General features: G+C 70.9%; 17 protein-coding genes and 2 tRNA genes. 2 read left to right on the top strand and 17 right to left on the bottom strand.

What is annotated here, in order from left to right; all coding sequences use genetic code 11:
• The 10 genes from IT355_10560 to IT355_10515 form a co-directional block, all read right to left on the bottom strand.
• On the bottom strand, positions 1-824 hold an 824-nt coding region (locus IT355_10560), incomplete at its 3' end, for a S1 RNA-binding domain-containing protein (GenBank protein ID MCC7053699.1).
• A 173-nt stretch (positions 825-997) separates the two neighbouring features.
• The gene (gene cmk / locus IT355_10555; protein MCC7053698.1) at positions 998-1684 is read right to left on the bottom strand and encodes a (d)CMP kinase; all 687 of its coding nucleotides are present in this window, start codon (positions 1682-1684) and stop codon (positions 998-1000) included.
• Complete coding sequence (aroA, locus tag IT355_10550) at positions 1681-2961, bottom strand: 3-phosphoshikimate 1-carboxyvinyltransferase (GenBank protein MCC7053697.1); 1281 nt, start codon at positions 2959-2961, stop codon at positions 1681-1683. Before aroA ends, cmk begins: the two co-directional genes overlap by 4 nt.
• Positions 2949-3803: a 2,3,4,5-tetrahydropyridine-2,6-dicarboxylate N-succinyltransferase gene (locus tag IT355_10545; GenBank protein MCC7053696.1), complete on the bottom strand. Its 855-nt coding sequence runs from the start codon at positions 3801-3803 to the stop codon at positions 2949-2951. The genes aroA and IT355_10545 overlap by 13 nt, the downstream gene beginning before the upstream one ends.
• Positions 3800-4702, bottom strand: a complete 903-nt coding sequence (locus IT355_10540) for a 4-hydroxy-tetrahydrodipicolinate synthase (GenBank protein MCC7053695.1) — start codon at positions 4700-4702, stop codon at positions 3800-3802. The genes IT355_10545 and IT355_10540 overlap by 4 nt, the downstream gene beginning before the upstream one ends.
• The gene (locus tag IT355_10535; GenBank protein ID MCC7053694.1) at positions 4699-5403 is read right to left on the bottom strand and encodes a hypothetical protein; all 705 of its coding nucleotides are present in this window, start codon (positions 5401-5403) and stop codon (positions 4699-4701) included. Before IT355_10535 ends, IT355_10540 begins: the two co-directional genes overlap by 4 nt.
• Complete coding sequence (gene lysC / locus IT355_10530) at positions 5400-6761, bottom strand: lysine-sensitive aspartokinase 3 (GenBank protein ID MCC7053693.1); 1362 nt, start codon at positions 6759-6761, stop codon at positions 5400-5402. Before lysC ends, IT355_10535 begins: the two co-directional genes overlap by 4 nt.
• A complete protein-coding gene (gene asd / locus IT355_10525; protein ID MCC7053692.1) occupies positions 6758-7774 on the bottom strand; it encodes an aspartate-semialdehyde dehydrogenase in 1017 nt (338 codons plus the stop codon). The genes lysC and asd overlap by 4 nt, the downstream gene beginning before the upstream one ends.
• A gap of 63 nt (positions 7775-7837) precedes the next feature.
• Positions 7838-8833 (bottom strand): M20/M25/M40 family metallo-hydrolase, encoded by a 996-nt coding sequence (locus tag IT355_10520; protein MCC7053691.1) that lies wholly within the window; start codon positions 8831-8833, stop codon positions 7838-7840.
• Positions 8834-8990: 157 nt separating this feature from the next.
• Positions 8991-9075, bottom strand: a tRNA-Leu gene (locus IT355_10515).
• Between the two features lie 177 nt (positions 9076-9252).
• Between IT355_10515 and IT355_10510 the strand changes: the two genes are divergently transcribed.
• The gene (locus IT355_10510; GenBank protein ID MCC7053690.1) at positions 9253-9873 is read left to right on the top strand and encodes a pentapeptide repeat-containing protein; all 621 of its coding nucleotides are present in this window, start codon (positions 9253-9255) and stop codon (positions 9871-9873) included.
• A gap of 14 nt (positions 9874-9887) precedes the next feature.
• Here IT355_10510 and IT355_10505 read toward each other — a convergent pair whose 3' ends face one another.
• The 4 genes from IT355_10505 to IT355_10490 all read right to left on the bottom strand — a co-directional run bounded on the left by IT355_10505 (position 9888) and on the right by IT355_10490 (position 14921).
• Positions 9888-12440 (bottom strand): excinuclease ABC subunit UvrA, encoded by a 2553-nt coding sequence (locus IT355_10505; GenBank protein MCC7053689.1) that lies wholly within the window; start codon positions 12438-12440, stop codon positions 9888-9890.
• A 42-nt stretch (positions 12441-12482) separates the two neighbouring features.
• The gene (locus IT355_10500; GenBank protein ID MCC7053688.1) at positions 12483-12764 is read right to left on the bottom strand and encodes a hypothetical protein; all 282 of its coding nucleotides are present in this window, start codon (positions 12762-12764) and stop codon (positions 12483-12485) included.
• 207 nt (positions 12765-12971) lie between these two features.
• Positions 12972-13044: transfer RNA gene (locus IT355_10495), tRNA-Gly, on the bottom strand.
• An 86-nt stretch (positions 13045-13130) separates the two neighbouring features.
• Positions 13131-14921 carry a hypothetical protein gene (locus IT355_10490; GenBank protein ID MCC7053687.1) on the bottom strand — a complete coding sequence of 597 codons (1791 nt, stop codon included), beginning with the start codon at positions 14919-14921 and terminating at the stop codon, positions 13131-13133.
• 116 nt (positions 14922-15037) lie between these two features.
• On the opposite strand from IT355_10490, the gene IT355_10485 reads away from it, so the two are divergent.
• A complete protein-coding gene (locus tag IT355_10485) occupies positions 15038-16720 on the top strand; it encodes a hypothetical protein (protein ID MCC7053686.1) in 1683 nt (560 codons plus the stop codon).
• A 4-nt stretch (positions 16721-16724) separates the two neighbouring features.
• Here IT355_10485 and recN read toward each other — a convergent pair whose 3' ends face one another.
• The 3 genes from recN to IT355_10470 are packed head-to-tail and all read right to left on the bottom strand — an operon-like array spanning position 16725 to position 21205.
• Positions 16725-18446 carry a DNA repair protein RecN gene (gene recN / locus IT355_10480; GenBank protein ID MCC7053685.1) on the bottom strand — a complete coding sequence of 574 codons (1722 nt, stop codon included), beginning with the start codon at positions 18444-18446 and terminating at the stop codon, positions 16725-16727.
• A gap of 12 nt (positions 18447-18458) precedes the next feature.
• The gene (locus tag IT355_10475) at positions 18459-19325 is read right to left on the bottom strand and encodes an NAD(+)/NADH kinase (GenBank protein MCC7053684.1); all 867 of its coding nucleotides are present in this window, start codon (positions 19323-19325) and stop codon (positions 18459-18461) included.
• On the bottom strand, positions 19322-21205 hold the full coding sequence (locus IT355_10470) for a 1-deoxy-D-xylulose-5-phosphate synthase (protein MCC7053683.1): 1884 nt from the start codon (positions 21203-21205) through the stop codon (positions 19322-19324). Before IT355_10470 ends, IT355_10475 begins: the two co-directional genes overlap by 4 nt.
• Positions 21206-21264 lie beyond the last annotated feature (59 nt).

Genomic DNA, 21264 nt, shown 5'->3' with positions numbered 1-21264 from the left:
GAGATGCGGCCCCACGACATGTCCGTGATGTGCAGCAGGCCGTCGACGCCACCGAGGTCGATGAAGGCACCGAAGTCGGTGATGTTCTTGACGACGCCCTTCCGCACCTGGTCCTTCTCGAGCTCCTTCATCAGCTTCTCGCGCTTGCCGGCGCGCTCGTTCTCGAGGATCACTCGGCGCGAGACGACGATGTTGCGGCGACGCTTGTTGAGCTTGATGATCTTGAAGTCGTACGTCTGTCCGAGCAGCTCGTCGATGTTCGGGACGCGACGGAGCGCGATCTGCGAACCCGGGAGGAACGCATCGACGCCCATGAGGTCGACGACGACGCCACCCTTGATCTTCTTGACGAGCGTACCGGTGACCGGCTGGTCGCTTTCGTAGGCACCGCGGATGCGTTCCCACACGCGCATGAAGTCGGCCTTCTTCTTGGACAGGACGACGGAGCCTTCCTGGTCCTCGAGGTGCTCGAGCAGCACCTCCACCACATCGCCGGCCTTGAGGTCAGGCAGGTCCTTGAACTCCTCGAGCGGGATCGAGCCTTCCGACTTGAAGCCGATGTCGAGGATGACGAGGTTCTCGCGGATCTCCATGACGGTGGCCTTGACGATCTCACCTTCTTCGATCGAGGCCATCGTGCCCTGGTACATCGCGATCATCCGCTCGTAGTCTTCCGAGGTGTATTCGTCTTCCTCGTAGAGTTCAGGGCGGCGGTTGGCAAGCGGTCGAAGCTGCGAGCGCTGGAGATCGCGCTTCTCGCGGGCTGTCAACACCGTGCCGGTTGCGGTGGCGTCGAGTGGATTCTCGACTTCGGACTCGGACATGAAGTGTGTGGCTCAGGACGTGCGCGGAATGGTGAGCTCGCCGCGCCGAGGCTAGGGAATCCCGCGGCCCGTTTCGGGGCCGGCGAAATGCGAACCGTGGAAGCTAGCACGGCTCCCGACGCCGGGCAACGCGGCTGTTCCCACCCGTTAGCCCTCCCCGGCCCTCGCCCCGCTCAGCCGTCCGCGTCGGCGCCGCGGTCGAGGGCTGCCCGGGCCAGCGCCACGATCCTGGCGACCTGGTCCGCCTGCGTCAGGTACGTGGTGTCCAGCATCACGGCATCGAGCGCCTGGACCGTCTGGGTACGGTCGGCCGCGTCCCGGCGCACCAGCGCCTCGGTTTCCTCGGCGATCTCGTCCTCGGCCGGCGCGCGGCCCAGCCGCTGCTGCAGCCGGCGGCGCGCCCGCTCCCAGGAGTCGGCCACGAGGAAGATCTTGAGCGTGGCGTCCGGGAACACCACCGTGCCGATGTCGCGCCCGTCGACCACCACCGGGTGCTCGCGCGCGGCGGCCCGCACCTGGGCGTTCACCCATGCCCGGGCCTCGGCCATCGACGCCACCACCGAGACGCCGGCGGTGACCTCGCTGCCGCGCAGGCGGTCGTCGTCCCGCACGCCGTCGATCAGCGGGATGAAGGTGCGCTCCCCGGGCACGACGCTGACCCGGGCCCCGCCCGCGACCACCCCCGCCGCGGTCCATCGCGACCGGTCCGGCTCCCCTTCCAGTGCCACCGCCGTCAGGGCGCGGTAGAACGCGCCGCTGTCGACGTGGAAGATCCCCAGCTGGCGCGCCACCCACTGGGCGGTGCTCGACTTGCCCGACGCTGCGGGGCCGTCGATCGCGATCACGAGCGGCTGGCTCATCGCGCTCCCCCGATGGCCGAAAGCGCCTCCCAGAAGCCCGGGAACGACACGTCCACGCAGGCCGGGTCATCGACGCGGATCGCGTTCGCCCCCAGCGCGCCGAGGACGCCGAAGGCCATGGCGATGCGGTGGTCGGCATGCGTGACGATGGCGCCCGACAGCGTCCAGGCCCCGCCGTGGATCACCATCCCGTCGGGCAGTTCATCGGCATCGGCACCGATCGCGCGCAGGTTGGACACGACCGCCGTGATCCGGTCGCTCTCCTTCACGCGCAGCTCCGCGGCGCCGGTGATGCGCGTCTCGCCGGTGGCGCAGGCGGCAAGGCAGGCCAGGACCGGGATCTCGTCGATGAGCGACGGCACCTCCGCCGCGCCGATCTCCACGCCGTGCAGGCCGCCGGATGGTGCGACGTGGATGTCGGCCACCGGCTCACCGCCGGCCTCGCGCTCATTGGCGAAGGTGATCGCGACACCCATGCGCTGCAGCACCGGGAACGCCCCGCGCCGCGTGGCGTTGATGCCGACGTTGCGCACCTCGAGCGGCAGGCCGCGCAGCACGGCGCTGGCGATCATGAACAGCGCCGACGACGGATCCCCTGGCACCTCGAAGTGGAGTGGGGCGAGCTGGTCGACGGGATCCAGCAGCACGGCATCCTCGGTCACGATGACCGGAGCGCCAAGGGCCGCGAGCATGCGCTCCGTATGGTCGCGCGAGCGGGTGGGTTCCTGGACGCGTGCCGACACGCCGGCCACCAGTGCCGCGAGCAGGATCGCGCTCTTGACCTGCGCGCTGGCGGTCGGGCTGACCCAGTCGATCGGCTGCAGGTCACCACCGCGCACCGTCATGGGCAGGCCGTCATCGCCGTCGAAGCTGAACGTCGCGCCCATCGCCGTCAGCGGCCGCGCGACGCGGCGCATGGGGCGGCGGCTGAGGCTCGCGTCGCCCACGAAGGTGCCGGAAAGCGGATGGCCGGCCACCACGCCCGCCATGAGGCGCGTGGTGGTGCCGCTGTTGCCGCAGTCGAGCGTGCGCGATGGTGCGCGCAGCCCGCGGCGCCCGAGTCCGCGGATGCGCAACACCTCGTCCGTCCCCCACGCCGTGGGAACATCCACGCCCAGCGCCTGCAGCACGCCGGCGGTGTTCCGCACGTCGGCCGACGGCAGCACGCCGCGCAGCACCGACTCGCCCGTGCCGAGCGCCGCGAACATCAGTGCCCGGTGCGAGAGTGACTTGTCCCCGGGGACGGTGAGGCTGCGCACCGCGCTCATCGCAGCCACGACTCGAGGGTGGTGGCGAGATCGGTCTTGTCGTCCCGGTACTTCACGATGACCGGCGTCTGCAGGCTGAGCCCCTCGGCCTCGGCCCACGGGCCACGCATACGACGGCCCCCCGGCACCACCACGGCGTCCGCCGGGATCACCAGGGGGTGTGTGGACGAGCCGCGATAGACGCGTTCGTGCACGAGGTCGAACACCGGCGTGCCGCGCGTGAGCACAACGCCCGCGCCGAGCACCGCGCCCTGCCGCACCACCGTCCCCTCGTACACCCCGCAGTTCCCGCCGACGATCACGTCGTCCTCGATCACGACGGGCGAGGCGTTGATCGGCTCCAGCACGCCGCCGATCTGAGCGGCGGCGCTGAGGTGCACGCGCGCGCCGATCTGGGCGCAGCTGCCGACCAGCGCGTGCGAGTCGATCATCGTGCCCGCGCCAACCCAGCTCCCCACGTTCACGTACATCGGCGGCATGCAGACGACGCCCGGCGCGAGGTACGCCCCGCGACGCACCGTGCTGCCGCCGGGCACCACCCGCACGCCATCGCGCACGCCGAACTGGCGCGGCGGCATCGTGTCCTTGTCGACGAAGGAGAACGCGGTCACGTCGCTCGTCGGCGTCATGTCGACCAGCTGGCCCACGCGGAAGGCGAGCAGGATCCCCTGCTTGACCCACGGCACGGCGTGCCACTCGCCGTCGTCCGCGCGCTCGGCGGCGCGCAGCTCGCCGCGCTCGAGGGCGTCGAGCAGCTGCGTCACCACATCGCGGGCGTGCGCGGGAAGCGGGGTGCCGGCCGGCGTGGCGGCGAGGGCACGGATCGTCTCGCCAAGCAACGGCACGGTCATCGGTCGAGCGCTCCTGCGGTCACGAGGGCATCACGCACCGTGGCCAGGTGTTCGTCGGCGAGCGGCACCAGCGGCAGGCGCAGCACGTTGGCGGCGCGTCCCAGCAGGTGCAGCGCCGCCTTGACGGGGATGGGGTTGGACTCCACGCCGGAGGCCCGGTAGAGTGACACCAGCGTGGCATTGATCGCGTTGGCGCTGGTCACGTCACCGCGCAGCATCAGGCGCGTGACGGCGCTCATCGCCCGCGGCACCACGTTCGACACGACGGAGATCAGGCCGTTGCCACCACGGGACATGAGCTGCACGGTGATCGCGTCGTCACCCGAGAGCACCGAGAAGCCATCCGGCCGGTTGCGCAGGATCTCCTCGATCTGCGGGAGGTTGCCGCTGGCCTCCTTCATCGCGACGATGTTCGGATGCACGGCGAGGGCGAGGGTCGTGGCGGGGTCCATGTTGCTCGCCGTGCGTGCCGGCACATTGTACAGCACCACCGGCCGGCTCACCGCGTCGGCGATCGCCCGGAAGTGGGCGACGATCCCGCGCTGCGGGGGCCGGCTGTACATCGGTGACGCGTGCAGGAGGTGCGTGGCGCCGGCATCGATGACGGCCTTCGAGAGTGCGATCGCGCGCTTCGTGTCGTTCGAGGCGGCACCGCCCACCACGGGAACGCGGCCAGCCACCACCTCGGCCGTGATCGCCACCACGCGCAGGTGTTCCTGCAGGTCGAGGGTGGCCGCCTCCCCGGTCGAGCCGCAGGGCACGAGGAAGTCGACGCCCTCGGCGAGCTGCCACTCCACCAGCGCACGGAGCGCCGCCTCGTCCAGGGCACCGTCCGGCGTGAACGGGGTGACCAGCGCGGTCCCGCAGCCCCGCAATGGCGCGAGTGTGAGGTTGCTCACCTGGTGCTTCCGGTCATGTCACGCACGACGTCCTCCATGGTGAACCATCCCCGGCGCCCGGTGAGCCAGCGGGCCGCCAGCAGTGCGCCGTCCGCGAACACCCTCCTGTCCCGTGCCTCGTGGGTGAGGCGCACCTGCTCGAACGCGGCGTCGAGGAGCAGCGTGTGGACGCCGGGCACCTGTCCCACCCGGACGCTGGTCACCGGGACGGCCGTCCCGCGCGCCGCCTCCGCCAGCTCCGCCAGCCGATGCGCCGTGCCGGAGGGGGCGTCGCGCTTCAGCGCGTGGTGCGTCTCGACGATGTGCGCGTCGAACCCGAGCGCCGCCGCGAAGCGTCGCGCGGCATCGGCCACGGCAGCGGAGAACAGCGTGGCACCGACGCTGAAGTTCGGGGCGACGAGCACGCTCGCGCCCGCGGATTCCACGTCGGCGCGCAAGGCCGCCTCGGCACCCTGCCAGCCGGTGACGCCGATGACGAGCGGCAGCTCGGCGGCCAGGCAGGCCTCGGCATTGGTCATGACCGCATCGGCGACGCTGACGTCGATCACCACCTGTGCGCCGGCATCGCGAAGTGCGCCAACGCTCACCGGCGCGGTCCGGCCGAAGGTCGCGACGATGGTCGCCTGCCGGTCCGGCGCAAGGGTGGCGATCTCGCGGCCCAGACGGCCCGCGCCGAGGAGCGCCACGCGCAGCGCCGTCATGCGCCGACCGCCTGCTCGAAGAGTGCGGCATGCAGCGCGCGGATCGCGTCCGGCGTGTCGGCGTCGTCGAGCAGGATCGTGAGGTTGATGGCGCTCGCGCTCAGCGAGAGCATGTGGATCCGCCGGTGCCCGAGCGCGCGCAGCACCGCGCCCATCGCCTCGGCATCATCGGCGATGCCCGACCCCACGACGCTGATGATCGCGCGGCGACGCGCCACGCTCACGTCACCGATCTGCCGCAGCGCGCCGAGGAGCACGTCGAGCGGCGCGGTGTCGTCCACCGTGACCGACACCGAGACCTCGCTGGTGGCCACCACGTCCACCGACACCGCGTGCTCGTCGAACAGTTCGAACACGCGTCGCAGGAAGCCGGACTGGAAGAGCATCTTGCCGGTGGCGACGCGGAGGATGGTCGTGTCGCGCTTGGCCGCGATGGCCGTCACGGCGCGGCGCGGCGCATCGAAGGTGATGCGCGTGCCGTGCCCGCCCGGGTTGCGGGAGTTGTAGATCCAGACCGGGATGCCGAGGCGCACGGCCGGTGCGATGGTCGCGGGGTGCAGCACCTTGGCCCCGAAGCTCGCCAGTTCGCTGGCCTCGTCGAACCGGATCTGCGGGATGGAACGCGCGGCGGGCACCACGCGCGGGTCGGCGGTCAGCATGCCGTCCACGTCCGTCCAGATCTCGATCGACTCGGCCTGCACCGCCGCACCGATGAGCGAGGCACTGTAGTCCGATCCGCCGCGGCCGAGCGTGGTCGTGATCCCGTCCAGGCTGGACCCGATGTAGCCCCCCAGCACCGGCACCTTGCCCTCGAGCACGAGCGGCGTGATCTGGCTCCGGGCCGCCGCGGCGATCGCCTCGGGTTGCGGCTCCGCCTTGCCGAAGGTGTCGTCGGTGAGCATCACCTTGCGCGCGTCGACATGCACGGCGTCCATCCCGCGGTGCCGGAACGCCGCCGCGACGAGCATCGACGACGCCCGTTCACCCATGCCGGCAATGGCATCCAGGCTCCGCGGCGTGATGAAGCCGAGCACCGAGAGCGCCTCGCAGAGCTGCGCGAGCTCATCGAAGATCAGGCTCACTTCACCGCCGATCTCGTTCAGCTCCGGTGATCCGGCCAGCAGTGCATCCACCTCCTGCAGGTGGCGCTCCCGCACGGCCTGCACGCTGGACACGGCCGAGATGAAGTTGCCCTCACTGGCCTGCCGTGCGATGCCGAGCAGGGCGTTCGTCACGCCGGCCAGCGCCGAGACGACCACCACCGGCCGCTGCGCGAGGCGGCCGCGGACGATCTCGGCCGTGCGCTCGATCGCGGCCGCGTCGGCGACGGACGTTCCGCCGAACTTGGAGACGATCATGCCGGCCGGATCACGCCGCGCGCGGCGAGCAGCTCGGCGTTCTGGATGGAGGCGCCGGCCGCGCCGCGGATCACGTTGTGCCCCATGGCCACGAATCGCAGGTGGAACTGCGGGTCCGTGCGCACCCGGCCGACGTGCACGCTCATGCCCCCGTCGCGCTGCACGTCGCGGCGCGGTTGTGGACGGTCGGGCGCGGTGTGGACGACCAGCGGCACCGGCGGCGACGACGGCAGGCCGTGCGACGATGGATCACCACGCCAGTCGCGAAACACCGTGAGTGCCTGACCGGGCGTGACGGCCTCCTCGAACTCCGCCGAGATGCAGACCGTGTGGCCGTGCTCCACCGGCACGCGGTTGGTGTGGGCGCTGATCACGAACGGTGCCGGCACGATGGCACTGCCGCCGAGGGTGCCGAGGATCTTCTGGCCCTCGGTCTCGAGTTTCGGCTCCTCGTCGCCGATGTACGGCACGACGTTGCCGAGGATGTCCAGTGCCGAGACGCCCGGGTACCCTGCCCCGGACACGGCCTGCATCGTCGCGACGAACAGTCGCCGCGCCCGGAATGCCGCATGCAGTGGGGCAAGGGCCAGCGCAAGCACGATCGTGGCGCAGTTGGCATTGGTGACGATCGCGCCGCTCCAGCCGCGCGCGGCACGCTGCACGTCCAGCAGCGCGAGGTGCGAGGCGTTGATCTCCGGGATCAGCAGCGGCACGTCCGGCGCCATGCGGTAGCTCTTGGCGTTGGACAGCACGATCGCGCCGCGGTGTGCGAACGCCGGCTCGAGTTCCTGTGCGGGGCCGCTGTCGAGCGCCGAGAAGACGACGCCCTCACGCACGACCGCCGGGTCACAGGGCTGCACGATGAGGTCACGCACCGCCGCGGGCATCTCACCTTCCAGCCACCTGGTTGCCTCGGCGAACGGCTTGCCCGCCGAGCGTTCGGAGGCGGCGACGGTCGTGATGCGGAACCAGGGGTGATCGGCGAGCAGCCGGACGAAGGTCTGGCCGACCATGCCGGTGGCGCCGAGAACGGCGACGGGCAGCCGCTGGCCGTTGAAGGGATGCGCGACAGTCACTTACGAGGCCAGGAGGGTGCGGGTGAGCGCCATGTACGTGTCAACGCTGGCACGGAGCTCGGACGCCGAGACGTACTCGTGATCGGTGTGGGCCACATGGATCGAGCCGGGGCCGAACAGGAGCGGTGTCCCCCAGCGCGGCAGGAGGGGGATGTCCGACGTGTACGACACGGGACGCGCCTCGAACCCCGGGACGGTGTGGAAGTGCTGTGCGGGGATGTAGGACCCCCACTCGAGCGTGGCCACACCGTTTGCCCACTGCTCGATCGCGGCGCGCAGCGGCGCCGGATCGCCGACGAGGCGGAACATCAGCTCGGCTTCGCACTGGCCGGGAATGATGTTGGCCTCGGTCCCGCCCCGGATGGTCCCGATGTTCACCGTCGTCTCGCCGAGGATGGCGTCGGTGGGCAGCGGCAACGTGTGCACGGTGGGCAGCAGGCGCAGCATGGGCTCGATGGCCGAGACGCCGAGCTGCGGGTACGCGGAGTGTGCCTCGCGTCCCTTCGTGCGCACGGTCACGCGCATCGACCCCTTGCAGCCCGAGGCGAGGATGCTCTCGGTGGGTTCGCCGTTGATGAGGTAGCGGCTGGTGGCCGGCAGGTGGTTGGCGGCGCGCGCCCCGTCCGATCCCTTCTCCTCGCCGACCACGAACAGGAGATCCACGCGCTCCTCGCCCTCGACGGCCAGGCGCTCGGCGGCGACCATCATCGCGGCGGCGATGCCCTTGGCGTCGCAGGCACCGCGTCCGCAGAGGTTCTCGCCCTCGAGGCGCGGGGGGATGTAGGGCGGCACCACATCGAGGTGCGTGGACAGGGTGACACCACCGCCGCGACGCGAGGCCCAGACGTTGCCGCGCCCCTTGGTCACTTCCTGCACGTGGACGTTCCAGCCCTTGGCCAGGAGCCATCGGCTCACGAAGTCGATGGCCGGTCCTTCACCGCCCGAGGGCGAGTGGAGGGCGAGGAGCTCCGAGGCGAGTGCGAGGACGTCGGTCATGCCCGCAAAGTAGCACGATCGGAATGTGCGTACCGGGCGCCGCGGCGGTGGGCGGCGGGGCCTGGATCGAAACGGTTCGGCGCGCCGGACCCGGCCGCGGTCCCGTCGATCATCGCCATCCCTGCGCCGGCGACCGGTCCTCGCGGCGACGGGGCAGTACCCGGGGTGGGAATCGAACCCACACGACCTTGCGGTCAGGGGATTTTAAGTCCCCCGCGTCTCACCAATTCCGCCACCCGGGCGAGGGTGCCGAGGGAGTATAGCCGGCGCCATGACGGCCCGCGACGCCACCGGCTCCCGGTCGCACGCCTGCGCCTCGCCGGGACGCCGCGCCATCGATAGACTGCCGCCGACGGGAAGGCCGCGGCGACACAACGCCGATGGCGTGACCATGCCCGGGATCGAGCGATGCGGAGGACATGGTGGCCGAGACATGGGTGGACCGGTCGGAGTCGGGGACGGTCTTCGACGGCGTCGATCTCGAGGACGCCGTCCTCGAGAACTGCACCTTCACCGACTGCTCGTTCACCTTCGCGCACCTGGTCGAGCTGCGGACGCGCCACTGCCGGTTCGACGGCTGCAATTTCACGGGGGCACGGCTCGGCGCATCCACGCACGTGGCGTCGTCGTTCGCGAACTGCCGCTTCGACGGTGCGGCGCTGCTCGGGGCCACCTTCACCGAGTGCCGGCTGCTCGGGGCCAGCTTCGTGAAGGCCGAGACCGCGGGCCTCGTCATCGATGGTGGCGACTGGTCGTTCGTGAACCTCCGCCTCCAGACACTTCGCGGCGTCGACTTCTCCCGCGTGCGCCTCGCCGACGCAGACTTCTATGGCTGTGACCTGGGCAACGTGAACTTCAGGGGGGCCGAGCTCACGGGCGTGAACTTCGACAAGGCGAACCTGGCGGGGGCCGACCTGCGCGGGGCGGTGCTGTCGCGGGTGAACCTCGCGGCGCTGAACCTCCGTGGTGTCCGCCTCGACTTCGACCAGGCGATCCAGCTCGCACAATCGCTGGGAGCCATCGTCGGCGGCGCGGACTGACGCGGGCCGCGCACTCAGCCCGGCGCGTTCCCGATCCAGCGACGCAGGTATTCCGCCGTCCTGCCCGCACCCGCCGCAGCCACTGCGGCGGGCGCACCCTCGGCCACGATCCGCCCGCCCGCCGCACCGGCGCCCGGGCCCATGTCGAGCAGCCAGTCGCTCTGCGCCACGATGCGCATGTCGTGCTCCACCACGATGACGGTGTTGCCCGAATCCACCAGCCCGTGCAGCTGCACCATGAGCCGGTCGACGTCCACGGGGTGCAGGCCGGTGCTCGGTTCGTCCAGCACGTACAGCGTGTCGCGCCGCTGCGCGCGCTGCAACTCGGTCACGAGCTTGATGCGCTGCGCCTCACCGCCGGAGAGTTCGGTGGCCGGCTGTCCCAGCCGCAGGTAGCCGAGCCCGATGTCCTGGAGGAGGGACAACGCGCGGGTGATGTTCGCCTCGCCGCCGAAGAACGGCAGTGCGTCGCTGACGGTCAGCTGCAGGACTTCCGCGATGCTACGGTCGTTCCACCGCACCGCGAGCGTCTCCGGATTGTATCGCGCGCCGTGGCAGGTCTGGCACGGCGCATAGACCGACGCCAGGAACAGCAGCTCGACGCTCACGAAGCCCTCCCCCTCGCAGGTGGGGCAGCGACCGGGCACCATGTTGAACGAGAATCGGCCGGCGTCGTAGCGCCGAGCCTTCGCGGCACGGGTGCCGGCGAACAGCTTCCGCACGTGGTCGAACAAGCCGGTGTAGGTGGCGAGGTTGGAGCGTGGTGTGCGGCCGATCGGTTTCTGGTCCACCTGCACCAGCCGTCGCACGAACTCGCCGCCGGACGCGATGCGGCCGCGGGTTCGCGTCGCGACGCGTGGGTCCTCGTCGTCCGGACCGGCGTCGGCGGAGGGTGCAGGCTCGTCGTGCCCCAGCCGCTCACCGACGAGGTCCACGAGTGCCTGGCTCACGAGGCTCGACTTGCCCGAACCCGAGATCCCGGTGACCATCGTCAGCACACCGAGCGGGAGGCGCACGTCGAGCGTGTCGAGGCTGTTGCGCGTGATGCCCTCCAGCACCAGCCAGCGTGTCGGCACGCGCAGCGCGCGCGGGGACCGCTCCACGCGATCGAACAGGAACGGGGCCGTGCGTGACCCGGGTACGCGGCGCAATCCCTCGGGCGGGCCGCTGTGGAGCACGCGGCCACCACCCGTGCCACCATCCGGGCCCACATCCACCAGCCAGTCCGCGCGTCGCATGATCGTCAGGTCGTGTTCCACCACGAACACGGTGTTCCCCGCCCGCTTCAGGTCCTGCAGCGCGTCGAAGAGTGCCTCGTTGTCGGCGGGGTGCAGGCCGGCCGACGGCTCGTCGAGCACGTAGACAACGCCGAAGAGGTTCGACCGGATCTGCGTCGCGAGCCGCAGCCGCTGCAACTCGCCAGCCGACAGGGTGGTGGTGGTGCGTTCCAGCGAGAGGTAGCCGAGTCCGAGCGACTCCAGTGTGGTGATGCGCGCGATGACGTCGTGCGCGATGCGCTGCGCCACGATGCGCTTCTCCTCACCGTCGCCGGCCTGGCTCGCGTCATCGTGGGCTGCGGCCGGCCGCAGGAGTGCCGCCACCTCACCCAGTGTCCGCTGCGACAGCGAGCCGATGTCGAGCCCGGCGAACGTCACCTCGAGCGCCTCGCGCTTCAGCCGCCGCCCGTGGCACGTGGTGCACGGGGCGCCGGTCAGGTAGCGCGACACGCGCTTCTTCATCAACGCACTCTGGGTGGTGGCGAAGGTCCGGAGGAGGTAGTCCTTCGCGCCCTCGAACGTCCCCATGTAGCTGGGCTCGAGTTTGCGTTTCAGTGCCGCGCGCGTCTCGGCCGGCGTGAACCCCGCGTAGACCGGGACGACCGGCTGCTGGTGCGTGAAGAGGATCCAGTGCCGCGTCTTCTTCGGCAGCTCCCGCCACGGCACATCCACATCGTGGCCGAGCGAGACGAGGATGTCGCGCAGGTTCTGCCCCTGCCACGCCAGCGGCCAGGCCGCGATCGCACGCTCCCGGATGGTGAGCGACGGATCCGGCACCATCGACGCCTCGGTGGCGTCGTAGGTGGTGCCGAGCCCGTGGCACCCCGGGCAGGCGCCCTGCGGGGTGTTGGGCGAGAAGTCCTCGGCGTGCAACATCGGCTGCCGGGCCGGATACCGGCCTGCGCGCGAGTACAGCATGCGCAGGAGCGCGCCGATCGTGGTGACGCTGCCGACCGAGGAGCGGACACTCGGCGCGCCACGCTGTTGCTGCAGCGCGACGGCGGGCGGCAGCCCGTCGATCGAGTCCACATCGGGCACGCCCACCTGGTCGAAGAGCCGACGCGCGTACGGCGCCACGGAATCGAGGAACCGGTGCTGCGCCTCGGCGAAGACCGTGCCGAATGCCAGCGAGGACTTGCCCGAGCCGGACACCCCCGAGAACACGACCAGCGCATCCCGCGGGATGTCGACGTCGACGTTCTGCAGGTTGTGCTCGCGTGCGCCCCGGATGCGGATGAATGCGTCCGGGGCCTGGTGCTGCCGAGGGGTGTCGGTGCCGTGTGGCGTCATCCACCAAGGATAGCCACGGGCGATCGCGGACTCCCCTGACCGTCAGGCGCGCTCGGGTGCGTCGGGATCGGGGAGTGCGCCACCCGTGGGACGGCGGCGGCGCGCACTGTCCGGCGAGGCCGGATCCACCACCATCTGCTCGGTGTCGAGGTCGATGTCCCGGTCACCCTGGCCATCCTCGGACGACACCGCAAACGGATTGTCCTCCTCGGCGGGCCGCGTCAGCAGTTCGTCGCTCGAATTCGCGACGTAGCTCGCGACATCCGCGGCCTCCGGCTGCTGGCGGATGTTCTCCTCGTCTTCCGGCTTCGGGCGTGTGGGCATGGTGCGGACCTCACTGAGAGTCACAGGTCCCGGCAGCGTGCTGCATGCACGGCGCCGTCCTGCACCCCGAAAGCTGCGGCCTGTGCGGGCGTTGCACGATTGGCCCCAGGGCATACCATCCGCCCGCGGCGGTGGGGCATGCGGCCTGGCCCGGGCCGGATGCACGACGCGCGGTCCCCGGATGGGAACCGCGCGTCGTGACATCAGAGCGGGAAACGGGACTCGAACCCGCGACCCCAACCTTGGCAAGGTTGTGCTCTACCAACTGAGCTATTCCCGCATGCACGGAAAGGTAGGCGGGGACGTCTGGCCCGACAAGCACACCGGTGCAGCCGGTGGCTGCGCCGGTGTGCGGCGGGTGGTTCCTCACCCCTCCCCGGGATCCTGCTGGCGCGTCATGCTGCACACGGTGGCCGCCAGCAGGCCGGCCAGCGCGGCATCGCCACCGTTCGCCGTCGCGCGCCCCTCTGCGTCGACGAACTCCGCGGCCACGCCACCATCCAGCGGGGCGCGACGCAACCATTCGAGCACCTGCACGCTGTCCGGTCCACAGAGTCGCGCCAGGATCGTGCTGAGCGCGTTCGCGGGTGTGGCGTGTGCGCGGGCGGTGCGGCGGAAGACGGCATCATCGGGTGCGATGGCACCGTAGAGGGGCAGCCAGAGCACCGATCCGACGGCGTCGTCCTGCCGCGACTCGCTGCCGGACAGGTCCAGTGCTGTGCAGAGCAACCGCTTACCCGCCTCGCTGCGCTCGAAGCTGCGCTGCAGCGCGGCCCGCACGGCCTCGCCGTCGGGCACGTCGCGCGCCGTCTCCTCGTCGAGGGTGCGACGGAGGATGTCAAGCGCCAGCGCCACGACGGCGTTGCCGTGTGCCGTGTACGGCAACGGTGCCACACTTCCCGAGAGCGTGACCTCGGTGGAATACAGCGCAAGGTCCGGATGCCGCCGCTCCGCCAGTTCGTCGTTGACGAGGTAGAGCGTGTCGGCGAGCACGGGGTCGTCGACGATCTGCTCGTCCTTCGCCTCGGCGGCATACCGATCCACGGCCAGCACGTACGCGGCGGCGCCCTCGAGCGAGAACGCGGGCTCGAACATCGTGCCGTCGAAGTAGTGGGTGCCGCGTCCGGGGGCGTAGCCGTGCAGTTCGCACATGCGCAGCAGCAGCTCGCGCGCCAGCCCCGGATCCGCGAGCTGCACCGCGGGGAGGGTCATCATCAGCGCATCCCAGTCGCGCATCGTGACGCCGGCCGAGTGCCAGGGCACGCGCGTCCGCATGATGTAGAAGTGTGCGTCGTCGAGCGCGCGTCCGACGGCGTAAAAGTACGCGAAGAGCAGGTTCTGGTTCACGAGCCGGTCGAGCGATTCGCTGCCGGTGGCCTGCTGCAGTGCGCTGAGCGCGTCGCGGGTCGCGGCCAGCAACCACTGCCAGCCGCGGCGCTTCATCGCGGCCGAGGTGGCGATCGCGCCGTCACGCTCCGGGCCGGCGGCGATGTAGAAGGCCAGCTCCTCACGCGCGCCAGGCTGGATCGTCACGGTGCGCGCGATGCGCGTGGCGCCGTCGGCACCGGCATGCACCTCGCCCTCGCCATCGGCCGCCAGCGCGAAGGCGGCGAGGCCCGGCGTGACGCCCGGGTCGAGCACCACGACCCCATCGGCGATGGCGGCCTGCAGGCGTCCGGCCGGGGGACGCGCGCGGCGCACCCGGGGCACCAGCGCGCCGCCCTCCCCCACCAGTGCGAGGGACACCGCCCGGGCCTTGGTGCCGCGGTTCTCGATCGCGAAGGTGTACACGGCGCCCGCCATGTCGGCGTCGCGCCCGAACGGGCAGAACACCATCCCGCGGATCAGCAGTGCGCCGGGGGTGCAGGTGAACGTCGGCAGCCAGCCGAGAGCCCGCTCCCATGCCATGCCGGCGGCGCCGAGTGCCACGGTCTCACCGTCGACGGTCAGCACCGGGCGCAGCAACGGCGCATCACCGGAGGACTCGCTGGTGGATCCGGCGGGGGCGGCGGCCACGAACTCGAGTGCGGCGCGTGCACCGCGGTGCAGGACACTCAGCCGGTGGATCGCACCCGTCGCCGGGTGGATGCACGGCAGCGCCAGCCAGTGGTTGCCGGTGAGCTGCCAGGGAACGATCGGGAGCGGGATGCGGTCCATGCGGTGGACGGGAGTAAATTGGCCGGTATCGGCTCGACGGCTGGATGACCACGGCAGTGGCACCACTCGCGCGCCGGCCACCGCGTGGATGACCCTTGCCCGAGAGAACAGAACATATGCGAACGGGTGCGCTCGCGTGCACGCTGCTGGCGATGCTGGCATCCGCCGCCGGACAGGCCGTGGCCCAGCCCCTCCGCGGCCCGGGTGACGATGCCCTCACGCTCTCGCGGCGGACGGTGCGGGTGGTGCTTGGCACCTCGATCACGGATGCCAGCCATCGCTACGGCCGCGGCACGGCCGGTCGCGCAGACGGTGCGCTCGAGCCGCTCGGGATCGACTTCTCCAGCGACACGCTCGGCGTCGCGCAGTTCCCGGGACTGGCGTCCGCACAGGCCGCCCTCCGCACGCTCACCGGCAACAACGCCTTCACGCTCAACCTCGGGCGCACCCAGCTCTCGTCCAGTGTGCGGACGCAGGTGACGCCGATCCTGCTCGAAGCCGGTATCACCAGCCGGCTCCAGGTCAGCGTGATGGTGCCCCTGGTGAGTGCCCGCAACGAGGCAAGCCTGAACATCAACGGCGGAACGCCAGGCGGGAACGTCGGCGTGAACCCCATTCGCTCAGGCACTGCGGGCGTGCGCGATTCCGCCTCGACCACCAATGGCACCCTCGTGAGCGAACTCAACTCGGCCGCGAGCCAGCTGTCGACCCTGATCGGCCAGTGCACCGCCGACCCGGCGTTCAACGCGCAGTGCCCAACCATCCTCGCGAACGGGCCGACCATCACGGCCGGCACGACGGCGTTCCTGGACGCGTTCACCGTGCTGTACGGCAGCCTCCCGAACCGCGGGGCAGTCGTCGTGCCGTCCGTCGGCGGCGCGGCGGATTCCGCAATCCGGAATCGCATCAGCACCTTCCGCTCTCAATACGCGGCGCTGGGCGTGACGGCGCTGAATGCAGCCGGCCCGACACGGGCGCCGGCCTTCACGCCCGCGACGCTGCTGCGAGTAACGTCCGACTCGACCCTCGGCCTGCTCGTGCAGCCGATCCGGACCATCACCCGCCAGGGCATCGGCGACATCGAGATCGGCGCCAAGTTCCGCCTCTTCGATGCGTTCGGTGGCAGTGACACCACCCGCTTCCTGCCGCGCGGACTGAGCCTGCGCCAGAGTGTCGGCGCCGCGTTCCGCGCCGGTACGGGCACCATCGATGCCCCTGACCATTTCCTCGATGTCGGCACGGGCGACGGCCAGAACGACGTCGAGGTGCGCTCCTTCACCGATGTGCTGTACGGTCGCCGCTTCTTCGGCTCGGTGGTGGGGCGTTACACCATGCAGCTCCCCGACCAGCCGGTCCGGCGCATCACCGGCACCCCGGAGGATGTGTGGGCGCCGGCGTACCGGCAGCAGGTCGTGGACCGGAACCTCGGTGACGTGCTTGAAGTGGAGTTCACGCCGCGCTGGGTGGTGAGCGACAACTTCGCATTCGCCGCGCAGTACCTCTTCCGGCACAAGGGCGAGGACCGCCACACCGGCACCTACCTGGTGCCGGTCACGCTCAGCGGCCTCGATGCGCCGCTGCCGCTGGACGCCAGCACGCTCGATGCGCAGACCGGCGGCTCGGAGCAGCGCCTCGGCTGGGGCTTCACCTACTCCACCATGGCCACTCGCGCACGCGGCAGGACCCGGCTGCCGATCGAGGTGCAGTACTTCAACTCACGCACCGTCGCCGGTCGCGGTGGGCTCATCCAGAAGATCTCGGTCCACCAGTTCCAGCTGCGCTTCTACCCGAGGTCCTGACGGATCAGCGCTTCTTCGTTGGGCGCCCGCGGGGCGGTGACGTGCCGGGTGTCATGTCGCCGGCGCCGCGCAGCAATTCCTCGGCGTGCGCAATGCCCACCGGGCTGAGCGGGTCGCCGCCGAGCATGCGCGAGACCTCCCGCGCCCGCTCACTGCCCGTCACCACCCGCACATCGGTGGACGTGACGCCGTCGGCCGTCCCCTTCTCCACCACGATCTGGTGGTGCGCGCGTGACGCCAGTTGCGCGAGGTGGGTGATCGCGAACACCTGGTGCCGGGCTGCGAGCGCGCGCAGGGCGTCGCCCACCTGCTGCCCCACCCGCCCGCCGATTCCCGCGTCGATCTCGTCGAACACCAGCGTCGGCACGCTGTCCTTCGCAGCCTGCGTGCTCGCGAGCGCGAGCATCACGCGCGAGAGCTCACCGCCGCTCGCCACGCGCGCAAGTGGCCGCGCCTCATGGCCGGCGTTGAGTGCCACGCGGAACTCCACCTCCTCGTTCCCGGACGGACCGGGTTCGTCGCGGGGCGTGAGGGCGACGACGAAGCGCCCCTCGGGAAGCCCGAGTGCCGGCAGCTGCGTGGTGACGGTGTCACCGAGTGCCTGCGCCGTGCGGTGCCGTGCCTCGCTGAGCGCGGATGCGGACCGGACGAAGCCATCGCGTGCGGCGCGGAGCGTGTCCTCGAGCCGCCGCAGCGCCACGTCGGCGTCGTCCACCAGGCGCAATCCGTCGCGCGCCGCCTCGGCCTGTGCCAGCACGTCGGCGGCGGTCGGGCCGTACTTCTTCAGCAGGCGGAAGACCACGTCACGGCGGCGCTGTGCCTCGGCCAGCCGCTCCGGGTCAAGCTCCACGCCGGCGGCGTACACGTCGGCGTCGCGCATCAGCTCTTCCAGCGCGTAGGCCGCCTCGTCACCGAGCTGGGCCAGCCGCTCGGTGCCGGCATCGATGCGGCGGAGCTGTGACAGCAGGCGCTGCACGGCACCAACCTGGTGCAGCAGGCCGCTGTCGTCATCCTCGCCGCCGTCGAGTCGTTGCACCACCTGTGCGGCCAGCGCCCGCAACTCACCCGCGTGCTCGAGCCGCTGCAGTTCCTCGGTGAGCCGCTCGTCCTCGCCCGGGGACAACTGCGCCCTGTCGATCTCGTCGACGACATGTCGCAGGTAGTCGGCGCGCTGGGCTGCCTCGCGCTGCCGCGTGTGGTGCTCGGCGATCGCCGCCTGCGCCGCGGCCACGTCCGCGTGGCGCGCGACCACGTCACGGGCGGTGCCCAGTGCGCCGGCGGCGGTGTCGAGCCAGCGGCGTTGCGCCGTCGCGTCCATCAGCGTGTGCGCCTCGTGCTGGCCATGCACGGTCACCAGCAGCCGGCCGATCGCCCCCAGCACCGCCGCCGTGACCGGCGTGCCGTTCACCCACGCCCGCGCACGGCCCGGCGCGATCTCGCGACGCAGCACCAGCACCCCATCCTCGTGCTCGAGTCCCCGCTCGTCGAGCGCATCGAGGACGTCGCGTTGCGAGGCGACATCGAACACGCCCTCGACCGTGGCCCGCTCGGCGCCCGGCCGGATCATGTCGGCACTGGCCCGCTCACCCAGGAGCACGGTCAGCGCGCCGACGATGATCGACTTGCCGGCACCCGTCTCGCCGCTCAGCACGTTGAAGCCGGCGGCGAGTGGCAGCGACACCTGGCGGATGATGGCGAGGTCGCGGATCCGGAGTTCCAGCAGCACGACCCGGCGCTCCTAGTCGCGGTCGGCCAGACCGCCCCAGCCGAGCTTGTCCCGCAGGCGCGTGAAGAAGAAGCTCGCGTCGTCCAGCCGCGCGATCAGCACCGGGTCGGCGGAGCGCTGCACATGCAGGGTCTCGCCGGCGCCGAAGGTCGCGCCAACCTGCCCGTCCACCGTGATGAGCAGTTCGGTCGCCTCGCGGAGCACCTCGAGCGTGAGCTTCGCGGTCGGCGGCAGCACCACCGGGCGCATCGCGAGCGTGTGCGGCGAGACGGGCGTCAGCAGGATCGACTCGACGGTCGGGACGATCACGGGCCCGCCAGCCGAGAGCGAGTAGGCGGTGGACCCCGTGGGGGTGGCGGCGATCACGCCGTCGGCGGAGTAGCGCGCGACCTCCTCCCCATCCACGGTGGCGCGCAGCTGGAGCACGCGCGCGAAGCCACCCTTGTGCAGCACGACGTCGTTCACGGCACGCCAGCCGTAGTGCACGCGTCCGCCGGCGTCCGTGACGTGCGCCTCGAGCGCCATGCGGCGCTCCACGACGTAGCCCGCCGCGGCGATGCAGCGCAGGCTGCGCTCGAGGTGCTCGCGCGACCCCGACGTCAGGAACCCGAGGCGGCCGAGGTTGAGCCCGGCGATCGGGATCTGCCGGCCACGCAGGAAGCGCGCGCCACGGAGGAAGGTGCCGTCGCCGCCCATCGTGAGGAGCAGGTCGAGCGGGGTCTCCTCCGTCAGTGGCGCGGCATCGCGCGGATCGTCCACCAGGCCGCGTTCCACGAACAGTGACAGGCCGAGCGGCGGCGACAGGCGCTGCAGCTCGGCCAGCACATCCTGGAGCCCCTCGTACCCGCGGTGCCCGATGACGCCGAGACGGATGGTCACCCGGCCAGCGCTTCGGTTTCGTGGAGCGAGCGGACCTTGTCGGCGATGCCCGTCGCATCCAGCCCGCACATGGCGAGCTGCCGCTGCCGTGACGCGGCGTAGATGAAGCGGTCGGGAATGCCGTGCGCCGTGACGCGCACGGACGCGTCGATCTTCGACACCACCTGGGCCATGTAGGCGCCGAATCCGTTCACCACCGTCCCTTCCTCCACCACCAGCAGCTGGCGGTGGTCGGCGAGCAGCGCGGAGAGCGTGAGGGCATCGTACGGCTTGAGGTAGCGGCAGTTCACCACGGTGACGTTGATCCCCTCCGCCGCCAGCGCCTCGGCGGCGGCGAGCGACTCGTTGACCATCGTGCCCACCGCGAGGATCGCGAACTCGCTGCCGCGGCGCAGCACGTCCCAGGTGCCGTGGGCGATGGGCGCGATGGTGGACATCGGCGGCACGGTGTCGGGGGCGGCATCACGCGGGTAGCGCAGCGAGAACGGCCCCTCGTTCTGTTCCACGCCCGTGCGCAGCAACGCGAGCATCTCGGTCGCGTCCTTCGGGGCGGTGACCGTCATGTACGGGATGGTCAGCATGTAGGCGATGTCGTACAGCCCCATGTGCGTCTCGCCGTCCTCACCCACGAAGCCGGCGCGGTCCATGGCGAACACCACCGGCAGGTGCTGGATGGCGCAGTCGTGGATCACGTTGTCGTACGCGCGCTGCAGGAAGGTGGAGTAGATCGCGACCACCGGCTTGATGCCGCGCGTGGCGAGGCCGGCCGCGAACGTCACGGCGTGGCCCTCGGCGATGCCGACGTCGAAGGTGCGCGCCGGGTGTGCCTTGCCGACGGTGCCGATGCCGGTGCCGCTTGGCATGGCCGCCGTGATCGCCGCCACCTCGGCATGCTCCGTCATCAGGTCGGCCAGCCCCTGGCCGAAGATGGCCGTGTAGGCCGGGTTGGCGGTGGACGCCGTGCGCTGCTTGCCCGTGGCGGGGTCGTGCCCCGGCGGGAGGGCGTGCCACTTCTCGCCGTGCTCGCCGGCCGGGAAACCCTTCCCCTTCTGCGTGATGACGTGCACCAGGCGTGGCGTCTTCAGGTCGCGCACGGCGGTGAGCGTGTCCATCAGCGCGTCCATGTCGTGGCCGTCGATCGGGCCGAAGTACCGGAAGCCCAGCTCCTCGAACAGCACGCCCGGCGTGAGGAAGCTCTTCACGCTCTCCTCCCACTTCCGCACCAGCGTGCCGATCGGGCCCGGCGCGTTGTCGACGATGTCGCCGACGGCGCTGCGCACGCGGTTGTAGAGCGGGTTGCGCTGCACGCTCACGAGGTACTTGTGCATCGCGCCGACGTTCGGGGCGATGGACATCTCGTTGTCGTTCAGGATGATGATGATGTCGCGGTCGGAGCTGCCGGCGTTGTTGAGTCCCTCGTACGCCAGGCCGCAGGAGAGTGCGCCGTCACCGAGGATCGCCGCCACCTTGAAGTGCTCGCCATTGAGGTCGCGGCCCACCGCCATGCCGTAGGCGGCGGAGACGGCGGTCGCCGCATGGCCGGCGCCGAAGGTGTCGTACTCACTCTCGGTGCGCTTGAGGAAGCCGGACATGCCGTCCTCCTGGCGCAGCGTCCTGAACTCGTCGCGCCGGCCCGTGAGCAGCTTGTGCGGATAGCCCTGGTGTCCCACGTCCCAGACCAGCTGGTCCACCGGCGTGTCGAGCACGGCGTGCAATGCAACGCTCAGCTCGACCACGCCGAGTCCGGCCCCGATGTGGCCGCCGGTGCGCGAACAGTTGTCGATCAGGAACGCCCGCATCTCCGCGGACAACGTCCGGAGCTCGTCGCGCGACAACCCCTTCAGGTCGGCGGGAGACTTCACTCGGTCGAGGATGGACATTTCAGGCTCCAAAATGGGGTGTGCACCGCGGCGCGGCCTCTCGGCCCTGCATGGCGGTC

This window comes from Gemmatimonadaceae bacterium (assembly GCA_020851035.1).
Lineage (GTDB): Bacteria > Gemmatimonadota > Gemmatimonadetes > Gemmatimonadales > Gemmatimonadaceae > JACMLX01.
This window is presented reverse-complemented; position numbering and strand designations above follow the sequence as displayed.

What these genes read in the sequence shown, in the direction of transcription:
- cmk (MCC7053698.1), bottom strand. Translation starts at nt 1,684, where the DNA reads ATGAGCCAGCCGCTCGTGATCGCGATCGACGGCCCCGCAGCGTCGGGC.
- IT355_10545 (MCC7053696.1), bottom strand. Translation starts at nt 3,803, where the DNA reads ATGACCGTGCCGTTGCTTGGCGAGACGATCCGTGCCCTCGCCGCCACG.
- IT355_10535 (MCC7053694.1), bottom strand. Translation starts at nt 5,403, where the DNA reads ATGACGGCGCTGCGCGTGGCGCTCCTCGGCGCGGGCCGTCTGGGCCGC.
- lysC (MCC7053693.1), bottom strand. Translation starts at nt 6,761, where the DNA reads ATGATCGTCTCCAAGTTCGGCGGAACGTCCGTCGCCGACGCGGCCGCG.
- asd (MCC7053692.1), bottom strand. Translation starts at nt 7,774, where the DNA reads ATGGTCGGCCAGACCTTCGTCCGGCTGCTCGCCGATCACCCCTGGTTC.
- IT355_10520 (MCC7053691.1), bottom strand. Translation starts at nt 8,833, where the DNA reads ATGACCGACGTCCTCGCACTCGCCTCGGAGCTCCTCGCCCTCCACTCG.
- IT355_10510 (MCC7053690.1), top strand. Translation starts at nt 9,253, where the DNA reads ATGGTGGCCGAGACATGGGTGGACCGGTCGGAGTCGGGGACGGTCTTC.
- IT355_10505 (MCC7053689.1), bottom strand. Translation starts at nt 12,440, where the DNA reads ATGACGCCACACGGCACCGACACCCCTCGGCAGCACCAGGCCCCGGAC.
- IT355_10500 (MCC7053688.1), bottom strand. Translation starts at nt 12,764, where the DNA reads ATGCCCACACGCCCGAAGCCGGAAGACGAGGAGAACATCCGCCAGCAG.
- IT355_10490 (MCC7053687.1), bottom strand. Translation starts at nt 14,921, where the DNA reads ATGGACCGCATCCCGCTCCCGATCGTTCCCTGGCAGCTCACCGGCAAC.
- IT355_10485 (MCC7053686.1), top strand. Translation starts at nt 15,038, where the DNA reads ATGCGAACGGGTGCGCTCGCGTGCACGCTGCTGGCGATGCTGGCATCC.
- IT355_10470 (MCC7053683.1), bottom strand. Translation starts at nt 21,205, where the DNA reads ATGTCCATCCTCGACCGAGTGAAGTCTCCCGCCGACCTGAAGGGGTTG.